Below are 13120 nucleotides of genomic sequence, written 5' to 3'. Positions count from 1 at the left end.
AGTTGCAGAATGAGTAATACGATAATTGATACAAATTTTCATTTTCCAGGACAAAAGAGCCTTTACAAAGGAAAGGTTAGGGAAGTATATCATCTTGAAAATGATATTTTGGTAATGGTGGCTACAGATAGGTTATCTGCCTTTGATGTGGTAATGCCAAAAGGGATTCCCTACAAAGGGCAAATTCTTAACCAAATTGCCACCAAGATGATGGCGGATACTGCCGATATAGTCCCCAACTGGTTAATGGCCACCCCTGATCCCAATGTTGCAGTTGGTTTTGCATGTGAGCCCTTCAAGGTGGAAATGGTAATTAGAGGTTACTTATCAGGACACGCCGCAAGGGAATACAAGCTTGGGAAAAGAATGCTGTGTGGAGTTGCCATGCCTAATGGAATGAAGGAAAATGACAAGTTTCCTTCCCCAATCATTACCCCTGCTACCAAGGCCGAAATGGGAGACCATGATGAGGATATTTCTAGGGAAGCTATTTTAGAAAGAGGGATTGTTAGTGAGGAAGATTACCTAATCCTTGAAGCCTATACAAAAGCACTCTTCCAAAGGGGAACAGAAATAGCTGCTAAAAGGGGGCTGATCTTAGTGGATACTAAATACGAATTTGGGAAGACCAAGGACGGGAAGATCGTGCTAATTGATGAAATTCATACTCCTGATTCTTCGCGTTATTTCTATGCCGAAGGCTATGGGGATCGCCAGAATAGGGGAGAGACCCAAAAGCAATTGTCCAAGGAATTTGTTCGCCAATGGCTGATAAGTAATAATTTTCAAGGTTTAGAAGGACAGGTCGTTCCTGAAATGACGGATGACTATATTCAAACTGTCTCTGAACGGTATATTGAGCTCTATGAAAATATAACAGGGGAAAAATTTATTAAGGCAGACATTTCGGATATACAGTCAAGAATTGAGAAAAATGTTTTGGGATACCTATCGTCCTTAAAATAATTATCCCATTTTCAAGACGTCTTTTAATCGTAATTGACCTTTACCTTTTAATCGACTTTTTATTTTTAAAAAGGCTATGGCGGTGATGTATGCATCGCCTATTGCTGTGTGTCGATCTTTTTTGGAAATATCAAACTTTTCGGCCAGTTCATCCAGGGAATAGTGTTCTTTCTTTTTAAACACATTGGAGGTGAGGAGGGTTTTTTTATAAAGATTGGAAGTGTCAAGTACTTTGTTCCTTAATTTGGGCAGGCCATTTCTTTCCAAAGCCCTGTTGATCATAGTAATATCAAAAATGGCGTGGTGGGCAACGATTACGGCATTTTTTAAGTACCTCAAAAGTTTTTCCAAGGCCTCAATTTCGCTGATACAGGAAGCGCCACCATTTTTAAGGATTCCATGGATTTTAGCAGTTTCGGCATTGTAGTGTTCCTGTTTTAAAAACAGTTCCAGACTTTGGTTCAATGCGATGTTCTTATCTACCAAACTAAGCGCGCCAATACAAAGTATTCTATCGTTTAAATAATCGAAACCCGTTGTTTCTGTATCCAGGACCACGAATCTTACCACGCTAAGGTCATCTGATAGCTTTTCATTAAAACTATTCTCATATTCCCACCAAAAGTCAGGATAGTCGGGTACTTTTCTTTTGAAAAAATCTATCATCGCAATAGGTTTGAAACTTTAAATCTAATACTTACCAATTCTTGTATTTCCTTAATAGTTTTAAAAGTTCTTTTTAGTTTAATTTTTTCTTCCTTGGTTAATTTATCAATGGCAATATATCTTCCTGAATCATTATGGAGCAGTCCTTGTTTGGTCCTAAACTTTAACAGGGCTCTTGTAGCGTAGGAGCAGGCCATAAAGATTTCCTCGTTGTTGGGTTCCAATTCCGCCAATTTTTCAAATCGCTCCGCGGTACTATTAATGGATTTTACAGAATGGGACAAAATCAATACTCTTGCCGCATCGGTCAAAGGCATTAGGGCTCTTCTTTTTACATCGAAAGAATCTTTGTGCTCCCCGTCTTCCTCTACCAGTAGTTGTCTGAAGAAACCTGTGGGAGAAGGATTTTGCAAGGCACCACTTGCCAGATGCAAATAGAAAATGGGATATTTTTTGGTGGCTTCAAAAATGTGCTCGGATAATTCGTTTACTAAATTTACATCGCCATAGGTAATGTTGTAGTCAAAAAATATAGAGGACAACAACACCTCATCCGTCCCGGGATTAATTATCCATTGGGAAATGGTTTTTTTCCATTCATCCAAGCTTAGGCACCAATTTGGGTTGGAGGCCATCATTTCAGCAGGACAATATTCGTAGCCTATATCAAACAGACCTTTATTTATGAGTTTCGACAATTCTAAAAAATACGCCGTTGTTTTTATAAGTTTTTCTTCCGGAACATTTTCAAAGACCAGGGCATTGTCCTGATCGGTTTGTAAGAGTTGCTCGCTCCGTCCTTGGCTACCAAGCGCAAGCCATGCAAAATTAACCGGCGGTTTTGACGGCATTTCTTCCAAAGAAATTTTAATTATTTGTTTAACACAGGCATCATTCAGTTCCGAAATTATTTTAGTTGTCAATTTAATAGGAATATTTTGATCTAAATAGTCCTGCAGGAGATGGGTAATACTTTTACGAATCTGTTTTATGGATTTTATTTTCTTGCACCTTTTAATGGCTTTGATCAATACGGCCGGATTGTTACCTAAGGCCACCATAACGTCATGCTTGGATAATATTCCAATAGCCTTCGAGTTGGGGGTGCCATCTTTGGTGATGCATAAATGACTGATGTTACTTTTCATCATTGCCATCTGTGCCTGGGTTATGGTCAAGTTTTTGTGATAAGTGATTACCGGCGAAACCATAATAGCAGAAGCTTTAGTGGTTATGGGATATTTACCGGTTACAATATTGTTTCGCAGGTCTTTGTCCGTTATGATGCCGATCGGTAGCTTATCTTTTACCACCAACATAGCGCCTACATTTTTTTCGGTCATTTTACGCGCTATCGTTTTTACAGAAGTATTTGCGGTACAGGTTACCAATTTTCTGGAATACTGTACAGACTGTAAATCCAATATCTGGGAATTGGGTCCAACAGGATTTATGTCCAGTACTTCATCATACAACTTCCCTCGATGACTTTTTGAATATGGATTTCTTGTGTTGGAGGCAAAACTTTCGATTAGAAAATTTCCCACTGCCGTATTTTTTTGGGCGTATGGTTTAAATATGTTGATTGGAATGGCATATAAGATACTCTCTTCATGAGCTTTTGCGGTCATTTTGTAATTCTCCTGGGCCATTAAAGGTCTAAGACCAAAAATATCCCCTTCATCACACATATCCATGATGCTCTTGTCAGTTCCTTTTTTTAGGGCAACAGCCCCCTTGTTTACCACATAGAAATATGGATGGGGTTCGTCGTTCTCAGCAAATATAATATTATCCTTCTCCTTATAGATAATGGTAATTTCTTCTGAAAGGGTTTCAAGATCCTTTTGATCCAAGACATTGAACGGAGGGAAATTTTTTAGAAAATCGGCAACTCTATGCGAAATGGTATTCTTCATTATTCTTTAGGGACTAAAATTCCTTTATGGGGTAATTTAAACTTTTTACATCAAAAGAAAGGGGTGTGGATATTCGAATTTTTAAATAATAAAAACCTTATAACAACCCTTTGTGTTCGGGGTACAGGACAAAGATATAATAGAAATGGAAATTATTGGCCTATTCTGAATACAATAGGAAATTGGGAATAACATATTCTTTAATAAGACATCGGAAAAGGGAAGGTTATTATAGAATTGCCCAATAGGTTCGGAGCCGGATTGAAACGGAATAGTGAAAGCCCTAACCATCTACATCATCATAGGCCTAAAGCAAATACCTATCCAATCCTGTATCAGCAACTACAATTATTCGAATTAGGTTATTTTTTATGGGAGGTATTTGTCGTATTCATTTGAGTTCATCAATTGTCTATTCAAGCAATCTTCTGAAGTGCCAAAAGACTAATTTTAATTAATATTATAAATGTTCTACTATGGAATCTGTTTATTTGGAAGGAATTGAAGCCTGTCGGAAATGTATTCAGGATTGTGAATATTGCCTTATACAAATGGCTGGGATGGAGAGTAAAAATGACTGTCCATTGTGTTGTATATTATGTATTGAGTCTTGTTCTGCCACCCTAAAATTTTTAATGGCAGAGAGTAACTTTTCCAAAGATTATTGTGCTCTGTGTGCTGATGTATGCCAGTGGTGTGCTGAACAATGTGGACAGTACGACCATAAGCATTGTGAGGATTGCGCAAATTCCTGCGTGAAATGTATGGAAGAATGCCGGAAAATAGTAGAAATTCTTGCATAGAATAGCAGACTTTTTTTTAACTCCTTATTTTTATAGTAGCGGCCTTTTTAACATGGGTTTTTAATGGTTGGAAGCCAACGTTACCTAGGTTTTTTATTGCCGATTAATAACTTAACTGCCCTGGGATGACACTGGATATGGGTCTCGTATTTTTGGTTTTGTTCATAACCATAATATTATTTGCTCTGGAAATTTTTCCGGTAGATAAGATTGCCTTTTTTATAATTGTTTCTTTAACATTATTGGGGTTGGTGACCCCGGAAGAAGCCATAAGTGGATTTTCCAATAGCGCTACCATTGCAGTTCTGGCATTAATGATTTTGGCCGTTGCCATGGAGGAGAATGGGGTTATTGTATGGATCACTTCAGGATTGGGTAAACTTAAATCGCTCCCCATGTTTTTTATGGCCCCTATTTTTATGATCGTTACTGCAAGTATTTCTGCTTTTATCAGTACTACGGCCGTGGTCATTGTTTTTATAAAAATAGTAAATCAACTTTCCGAGCGATTTAATATCTCAAAATCCAAATTATTATTGCCCATTTCCTTTGCAGGAATTCTGGGAGGGTCCTGTACCTTAATGGGAACGTCAACGAACCTGATCGTAAATTCCGTTGCCAAGAATTTAGGGGCACCGGCTCTTGGGTTTTTTGAGTTCAGTGGTATTGGCATCATTTTTTTAGCTGTTGCAATTGTATATCTCACCTTAGCACTTAGGTGGTTGCCATGGAGTAAAAATCGGGATTTGGGGGACGATTATAGTGTTGGCAATTACATAACCAGCATCCGTATTAAAGGAGAATCACGATTGGTGAATAAAAAAATAGAGGATACTTTTTTATTCAATAATCCTGAGATTTCCATTTTGAAACTAACAAGGGGCAACAGGATACACAATTCACCTGGAAAATATGTTACCCTCAAAGAAAATGATGAGTTGCTGTTAATGTGCGATATAGAGAATTTGTCCAAACTAAAGGAATCCCAAAACTTGGGAATCAACGAACAAAATTATTGGGTGAATATTGCACATAATGAGGAACAAGATGAGAAGGTCTCGAAGTTGGAGGAAAGGGTATTTGTTGAACTGTTAATGCTACAGGGTGCAGCTCTTTTAGGCAAAACCTTAGGTAACCTAAGGGGGTATATGCAGCAGGATATATTGCCAATTGCCATTAAGAAACGCAAGAAACTGACCAACATGCGAGAACGCTTAGTGAGGAGCAGTGCCGAGAAATTGGCCCTTAGGGCTGGAGATAGGTTGTTGGTGGACGTGGGTAAGGAAAACTTAAAATCTTTGGAACAGATGGAAAATGTTGTGCTTTTACAGGAATTTGGTTCTACAAAAGTCCATTCCCCTTTTGGAAAATATTTTTCCTTGGCAGTTCTTTTTTTGGTGGTTATTTTAGCGGCCACGGGAGTTTTGTCCATTATGGTAAGTGCGCTCACAGGTGTTTGTTTGCTGTTACTTACCAACAATTTAAATTTGGATAGTGTTTACAAAAAGGTAAATTGGCAAATTTTCTTTTTACTGGCAGGTATGCTTCCCTTGGGCATAGCAATGCATAACAGTGGAGCCGATAGTTGGATTTCCGAACATTTATTGGATTATTTGGTTGGGCAATCTGAAATAATAATTATCGGGACCTTATTTCTGGTGACCATGATAATGAGCGGTGTAGTTAGCAATAATGCTACGGCCATTATTATGACCCCAATTGCTATTGCGGTTGCCAATGGTCTGAATCTGGATTTTAAACCTTTTATTTTGGCAGTCATGTTCGCTGCGAATTTTAGTTTTTTCACACCTGTTGGTTATCAGACCAATACCCTGATATACGGTATAGGGAATTATAAATTCAAACATTTCTTGCTGATAGGAGGTGTTTTGAGTCTTATTTTATGGATTTTGGCAACATTACTTTTGGCTAAAATGATATAGAAGTTATTAGGTGTATTAAAGAATTAAATGCAATAAGGTTGGAACCGCTAAGTTTTCATATTTTAATGGCGTGAATGAAGTTTTTCTTAAACTTCAGGATACTGTAGTATCTTCGTGAATTAGGTCTCCTTCATGGTGATATTTCGTGATATGCCTAATAATTGAAAATTATATGAAACAATTTATTGCCTTGTGTCTAGTTGTTGGCCTAGTACTTTCCTGTGCCGGAAAAAAGAAGGATTCGCAATCCGATGAATACAAGGAAATTCAGGCCACCAACTTTAAGGGGAGCCGTTTGGCCGAAATTCATTGCTCCAGTTGCCATCTTTTTGTGAATCCGGAATTGTTGCCAAAGTCGAGTTGGAAAAACGATGTGCTCCCCGCCATGGGGCATCGATTGGGGATTTATAAGGAAAATGTACGACCTGATAGTCTGTTTGATACCGGTAGAAGTGGGGAAGTGGTAAAACAAGCAAATATATTTCCTGAAAGACCACTTTTGGCAAAAGAAGATTGGGATAAAATAGTAGATTATTACCTAAGCAACTCACCGGATACCATTTTGCCTCCAATACGGGCCAACAAAATTAAAATGGGCCTAAAGCATTTTACATATAGGGAGTCCGCCTATTCCCATATTCCAGCCCTTACTTTCATGGTTAAAATCCTTCCGGAAAATAGGGGAGTGGTATTTGCTGATAGTAAACGAAATATAAATAGTCTTACGTTTCTGACTCCAAATCTTGAAAAGGATTTTGTTCTAGGTCTTAAGACGGCTCCCATCCACTATTATCAAAAGTCGGATACCATTTATTTAACAACTGCAGGGAAAAATATTTTTCCCAACGATGTATCGGATGGATCTTTGTTAAAAATATTTACCAAGGGAAATGGGGAATCATACACTTCCAAGGAAGTCATTCCAGACTTGCAAAGACCGGTGAATATGGCCTTCGGGGATTTAAATAACGACGGGCGCGAGGACATTGTTGCCTGTGAGTACGGTAATGAGACTGGAAAATTGGTTTGGTACCAGAACCTCGGGGGGGATAAATATACTATGAGGCCATTGGACAACAGATCGGGTGCCATCAAGGCAGTAATAAAAGATATCAATGGAGACGGATTTCCAGATATCTTTGTGTTAATGGCCCAGGGCGATGAAGGTATTTTCTATTATCAAAATCAAGGTGATGGGTCGTTTTCAACTAGAAGACTTCTTTCTTTTTTACCCCTCAATGGTTCCCAGTATATGGAGTTGGTAGATTTTAATAATGATGGTTTTGATGATATCCTTTATGTATGTGGGGATAACGCCGACAAAACTCCCATATTAAAGGATTATCACGGTGTTTACATATTTTTGAATGATGGGAATTTAAATTTTAAACAATCATATTTTTATCAATTAAACGGGGCCTATAAAGCTATGCCTCGTGATTACGATTTGGACGGGGATATGGATATTGCAGCAATATCTTTTTTCCCTGACTATGCCAGTTATCCTGAGGAGAGTTTTGTGTATCTAGAAAATAAAGGTGATTTGAAATTTGAGGACTACTCATTTCCAGAATCGACCAGAGGACGATGGATAGTAATGGATGCAGAGGACATGGATGGGGATGGGGATATTGATCTGGCCTTGGGGTCTTTTGTTTATTTTCTTCCTATGGGGGATAAAACAGGTTTGGGCCAAAAGTGGTTATCCAATGGACCATCCATTATAGTGCTGGAAAATACCACCAAATAAATCGTTATTCATTAGGGTATAATTGGAATATTTAATTCTAATTAATTTTTTTGACTACTGACTACTGACTACTGACTACTGACTACTGACTACTGACTACCGTTAACGGTCTACCCTTTCCTGTATTTATCGTGAAGCCCAAGGCCTTGGAGTAGCAGCGCGACACTTTTATCCAAGCGGGACAGTTTTGTTTTTTCTTGTTTGGCTTCGGAAATATATTCACAATATTCCCTTTGTTTATAAGGCGTTAAGCTTTCAAAATTCGTTTTTATGGCTTTGTTGCTGTCCATAGCTTTTTTAAACAAGGGCGGTATTATAATCGGCTTGTTCTTATCGGGAACCAACACCAATCCCTTTTTTTGATTGTCAATAGCCTCTTGAAAATAGGCCAAAACGGTCGCTTTGTCTATGTCCGATATTGAGGTGAATTTCCAATGTCTCATGGCTTTGGTTTTACCCTCTTGAGCATTTTCAAGTACTTCTTTTGGGTCCTTTAAAAAGACGCCATTATAGAACCATATTCCGAAGTGATTTTTAAAGGCCAGAATGCCCAGTGCATTCTTATTATCTATAGTATAAACGGGTATGCCCCATTTGTAAGTTTCATTAAGTTCGGTTTTAAGCGCCAATTCACGTAAAAGTCCTATGCCTTCTTTGAAGGGCTGTTCTTTTGAATAATAGGCTTCTATCTTTTCCTGATTTTTCATGTTTTTGTGTCAGTAGATAGTTAAAACATTTGTATCGGAGCGGCGCACATGTAGGTTGCTATCTTTCAGCTGTAAGTTCGCAAATTTTTACGATAACATCAACAGCTTTCTGCATGCTTTCTACGGGAACATACTCATATTTGCCATGAAAATTATGTCCACCTGCAAAAATGTTGGGACATGGTAGGCCCATATAACTCAATTGTGAACCGTCGGTGCCACCACGTATGGGTTTAATTATGGGTTTAATATTTAAGCTTTCCATGGCCTCTTTGGCGATATCAACAATATGCATTACAGGTTCAATTTTTTCACGCATATTAAAATATTGGTCTTTGATATCAATCTTAACGAAATCCCCGTATTCCGCATTTAATTTCTCTGTAATGTGTTGTAATAACTCCTTGCGTTGTTGGAATTTTTTTAGGTCGTGGTCACGAATAATAAGTTCAATTTCGGCTAGCTCAATTTCCCCTTTTATATGGTGGACATGAAAAAAGCCTTCCCTTCCAATAGTTTTTTGCGGGACTTCATGTCCGGGTAGTTGAGAAATAAAATCGTTCGCGATCAGTACGGCATTAACCATTTTTCCTTTGGCATAGCCGGGATGCACACTTTTTCCAGTAATGGTTACCTTGGCGCCAGCGGCATTGAAATTTTCAAATTCCAATTCTCCAATTTGGCTTCCGTCCATGGTGTAGGCCCAATCCGCACCAAATGCTGCAACATCAAAATGGTGTGCCCCACGACCAATTTCTTCATCAGGCGTAAAACCCACTCTAATCTTACCATGTTTAATTTCCGGATGATTTATTAAATGTTCCATGGCCGTAACTATTTCTGTGATTCCCGCTTTATCATCTGCACCCAGCAAAGTTTTGCCATCTGTGGTTATAAGGGTATGGCCCTTGTATTGCAATAGGTCATCAAAATAACTGGGTGAGAGTATTATATTTTCCGCTTTATTTAGAACAATATCCCCACCATCATAATTTTTGATTATTTGTGGTTTTACGTTGGTAGCTGTAAAATCAGGGGAAGTATCAAAATGGGATATAAACCCAATAGTAGGCACTTCTTTTTCTATATTACTCGGCAAAGTTGCCATAATGTAGGCCTTGTCATCAATGACTACGTCTTGCATGCCTATTTGTTTTAGTTCTTCAACTAATTTACGGGCAAGCGTCCATTGTTTTTTCGTACTGGGTGTAGTGGAGGAGTTGGGGTCGCTTTGGGTGTCTATGGTAATGTAACTTATAAATCGGTCTATAATATGCTGCATAAAACAAAATTTTAATCAAAAGTACAGTTTATTATTTTTTATTATGCACTCCTAGGGCAACAGTCTCACATTACTGGGGTCATCCTAAATTATGAAGGTATAAAAAATTAGATTTCCGCTGGTTTTTGCCAAAACAATGTTGCCTTTTAAGGGCAGCGCCGGTGGTTAGATTATTAACTTATATTTGTATTCTAATTAGGCATTAAGACTTATGCACATAAAGGTTTTTTTATCAATATTACTCTCAGTCGGATTTTGGATTTCCGGTCATGCCCAAAAAGATTGCAGTTTGGGAATTGGAGCTACTGATTCAGATACGATCATTCAAATTTTTCAGCTTAAAGAGGAGCAAATAACAAAATTGGAAGAGTTTAAGGCCGCTCTGGAAATTGAAACCGGATTATTGGATGAAGAGCGAAAAAATCTTTTTGAAAATCACCCTCAAAGTACTCCTGAAGATTTAACGGCATTGGGCGCCATGTACAAGGTTATTGAGGAAAAAATGAAACAAGTTTTTGGAAAATACGACTATAAACTTTTGGCGATCTTTAATGAAAAGCAGTACCAAAGGTATGTTTCACTTTGCCAGGAAGTTTCCAGACGACCTTTGGAGATTATACCCGAATAAGTCCATTTTAAATTTTAATAAAAAGCGGGTTTATTGGATAGTTTAGCGGAGGTAGTTTGTATTTTTGTGGAAAATAATTTTCATGTACAAGCTGATTGTCCGCCCGATACTTTTTCAATTAGATCCCGAAAAGGTCCATCATTTAATTTTTAATGCCCTTCGTTTTTTTTCCAGAATAGGCTTCTCTGGAATATTTAGGTCCATATATTCGGTCAACGACCCTCGTTTGGAACGTGAATTATTTGGATTGAGATTTAAAAATCCTGTCGGTTTGGCAGCAGGTTTCGATAAGGATGCCAAGCTGTATAATGAACTATCCGATTTTGGATTTGGATTTATTGAAATTGGAACATTGACGCCCAAACCTCAAGATGGAAATCCTAAAAAACGCTTGTTTCGCCTTAAGGAAGATCAGGCCATTATTAACAGAATGGGATTTAATAATAAGGGGGTTTTGGATGCGGTTGAAAATCTAAAAAAAACCCATAGAGTGTTGATAGGGGGTAATATAGGGAAGAACAAAGTAACCCCTAACGACATGGCAGCAAATGATTATTTAATCTGTTTTGAAGCCCTTTTTGACCATGTGGATTATTTTGTGGTGAATGTAAGCTCACCAAACACCCCAGGATTAAGGGAACTTCAGGATAGGAAACCTTTGACGGCCTTATTAAAGGAGTTGAAAAAGGAAAATACCAAATTGGCCTATGCCAAAAAAAATAAGGAAAAGCCTATATTATTAAAAATTGCCCCCGATTTAACGGATGATCAGTTAATGGATATTATTGGTATTGTTAAGGATACGTCAATAGACGGGGTTATTGCCACAAATACAACTATTGCCCGCGACAATTTGAAATCCAGTGTAGTTTTAAGGGAAGAAGCTGGTGGCTTAAGTGGTAGACCGCTTACTAAAAGAAGTACGGAAGTAATCCGGTTTTTATCCCAAAAAAGTAATATGGCGTTTCCAATTATTGGTGTAGGAGGAATTCATTCCGCGGAGGATGCGCTTGAAAAATTGGATGCTGGGGCCGATCTGATCCAGTTATGGACAGGTTTTATTTATGAAGGCCCTGCACTAATCAAAAAAATCAACAAAGCCATCATTAAAAAGGCGAATAGTGGAAAAAGATAGGCTGTATTAAGGATCAGTGTACGGAATGGCCACTAAAAAAACAGGCTTATCCAGTATTTGGATAAGCCTGTTTTTTTTATCTCTCATTGGCAGGATTATTATTTTTTAACCCTTTGAGACTTTTATTGTTTGGTCCAATAATCTACTACCGTAACATCTTCCAAATGAGGGGTAAGTACGGCACCAAAGGCCTTGTGGTCTGGATGAGGAAGGTATATGGCGCGATCTTCTTCACTATGGAAGGTCAGGAAAAAACAATGCGTAAGTCCTTTGTTCAATCCTTCTGGGCTATTGTTAATTCCCCATTCATAACCAACTATTTGAGGTATTTTGGAAGGTAAGGCGCTAAAAGCGGCCTCTACTTTTGCAATATCCGCTTTAGAAGTGTTTGCCTTAAATTTAAATAGCACGACATGGCGCAATACGCTGTCCTGTTTTTTTGAATCGTTCATACTTGAATCCTCTTTAAAATTATTGGTGTTAGGAATGTTCGAGCTCATTAGTAATATTGCAGCCAATAGACTGATGGTGTAAAAAACTGGTCTCATATATTATTTTTTGTGGAAGATATAAAAAAGTATGATAACGATAATTTATTGGGAACATATTTATCCCATTATATTTAGTCAAAAGATGATAAATTATTGGTATTTTCCAACCTTTGTTGATAAAATATAAAATACCTAGATTTGGATTACGACGTATTATTGACATTTGTATTGGCCACAGCCGCTCTGGCTATATCTCCGGGTCCGGATAATATTTTTGTCTTGATACAGAGTATGACCAATGGCAAAAAATATGGCGTTGCCACAGTGGCGGGACTAATGACAGGCTGTTTGGTACATGCAACTTTACTGGCATTTGGTGTTTCGGCCATAATAAGACAAAACCCGAATTTGTTTTTTGTAATAAAATTATTCGGCGCAATCTATCTGTTTTATTTGGCTTTCAAAGTTTTTAATAGTAGTGACGACCTGGAAATATCCAATGGAACTGTAGCTAAAAAATCATTGGGCGCTCTTTATAAACAGGGTTTTATAATGAATGTACTCAACCCTAAGGTCACCATTTTTTTCTTGGCTTTCTTTCCAGGGTTTTTATTTAGTGATGCTATAAATATTGTTGTTCAATTCTATGTCCTGGCAGGCATATTTATAGTGGTCTCATTTACAATTTTTAGTGCCATTGCCATTCTTTCAGGTGCCATTTCCAATTATATCAGGGAAAATAAACAATTGGGTAAAATTCTAAAATGGCTTCAGATTATTGTTTTTGTGGGTATTGGTGTTTATCTGTTATTATCTGATAAATAATGGTA

At 37.8% G+C, this 13120-nt stretch carries 11 protein-coding genes; 6 read left to right on the top strand and 5 right to left on the bottom strand.

Annotated elements, in window-relative coordinates:
• Positions 1–9 precede the first annotated feature (9 nt).
• A complete protein-coding gene (locus MWU78_RS18270) occupies positions 10–966 on the top strand; it encodes a phosphoribosylaminoimidazolesuccinocarboxamide synthase (protein ID WP_247000438.1) in 957 nt (318 codons plus the stop codon).
• Here MWU78_RS18270 and MWU78_RS18265 read toward each other — a convergent pair whose 3' ends face one another.
• Together MWU78_RS18265 and MWU78_RS18260 are read right to left on the bottom strand one after the other, a co-directional pair.
• Entirely contained in the window at positions 967–1632 is a 666-nt protein-coding gene (locus MWU78_RS18265) for a 3'-5' exonuclease (RefSeq protein WP_247000436.1), read from the bottom strand. It lies immediately after the preceding gene.
• A complete protein-coding gene (locus MWU78_RS18260) occupies positions 1629–3551 on the bottom strand; it encodes a DUF294 nucleotidyltransferase-like domain-containing protein (RefSeq protein WP_247000434.1) in 1923 nt (640 codons plus the stop codon). Before MWU78_RS18260 ends, MWU78_RS18265 begins: the two co-directional genes overlap by 4 nt.
• A gap of 928 nt (positions 3552–4479) precedes the next feature.
• Between MWU78_RS18260 and MWU78_RS18255 the strand changes: the two genes are divergently transcribed.
• Together MWU78_RS18255 and MWU78_RS18250 are read left to right on the top strand one after the other, a co-directional pair.
• Entirely contained in the window at positions 4480–6297 is a 1818-nt protein-coding gene (locus MWU78_RS18255; RefSeq protein ID WP_247000432.1) for an SLC13 family permease, read from the top strand.
• Between the two features lie 172 nt (positions 6298–6469).
• The gene (locus MWU78_RS18250) at positions 6470–8047 is read left to right on the top strand and encodes a VCBS repeat-containing protein (RefSeq protein WP_247000430.1); all 1578 of its coding nucleotides are present in this window, start codon (positions 6470–6472) and stop codon (positions 8045–8047) included.
• A gap of 110 nt (positions 8048–8157) precedes the next feature.
• Here the strand turns inward: MWU78_RS18250 and MWU78_RS18245 are convergent, their stop codons facing one another.
• Both MWU78_RS18245 and pepT read right to left on the bottom strand, forming a co-directional pair.
• The gene (locus MWU78_RS18245) at positions 8158–8754 is read right to left on the bottom strand and encodes a DUF1801 domain-containing protein (protein WP_247000428.1); all 597 of its coding nucleotides are present in this window, start codon (positions 8752–8754) and stop codon (positions 8158–8160) included.
• A 58-nt stretch (positions 8755–8812) separates the two neighbouring features.
• Positions 8813–10036 carry a peptidase T gene (pepT, locus tag MWU78_RS18240; protein WP_247000425.1) on the bottom strand — a complete coding sequence of 408 codons (1224 nt, stop codon included), beginning with the start codon at positions 10034–10036 and terminating at the stop codon, positions 8813–8815.
• Positions 10037–10247: 211 nt separating this feature from the next.
• Here pepT and MWU78_RS18235 point away from each other — a divergent pair, with 211 nt between their 5' ends.
• Together MWU78_RS18235 and MWU78_RS18230 are read left to right on the top strand one after the other, a co-directional pair.
• Complete coding sequence (locus MWU78_RS18235; RefSeq protein ID WP_247000423.1) at positions 10248–10664, top strand: hypothetical protein; 417 nt, start codon at positions 10248–10250, stop codon at positions 10662–10664.
• An 82-nt stretch (positions 10665–10746) separates the two neighbouring features.
• Positions 10747–11799 (top strand): quinone-dependent dihydroorotate dehydrogenase, encoded by a 1053-nt coding sequence (locus MWU78_RS18230; RefSeq protein ID WP_247000421.1) that lies wholly within the window; start codon positions 10747–10749, stop codon positions 11797–11799.
• Between the two features lie 122 nt (positions 11800–11921).
• On the opposite strand, the gene MWU78_RS18225 is transcribed toward MWU78_RS18230, so the two are convergent.
• Positions 11922–12347: a Dabb family protein gene (locus MWU78_RS18225; RefSeq protein ID WP_247000419.1), complete on the bottom strand. Its 426-nt coding sequence runs from the start codon at positions 12345–12347 to the stop codon at positions 11922–11924.
• A gap of 141 nt (positions 12348–12488) precedes the next feature.
• Here MWU78_RS18225 and MWU78_RS18220 point away from each other — a divergent pair, with 141 nt between their 5' ends.
• Entirely contained in the window at positions 12489–13115 is a 627-nt protein-coding gene (locus MWU78_RS18220; protein WP_247000418.1) for a LysE family translocator, read from the top strand.
• Positions 13116–13120: the final 5 nt, after the last annotated feature.

The organism is Arenibacter sp. F26102, assembly GCF_023015865.1.
Taxonomy (GTDB): domain Bacteria; phylum Bacteroidota; class Bacteroidia; order Flavobacteriales; family Flavobacteriaceae; genus Arenibacter.
The sequence above is the reverse complement of the archived record's forward strand: the minus strand, read 5'-3'. Positions and strand labels throughout refer to the sequence as shown.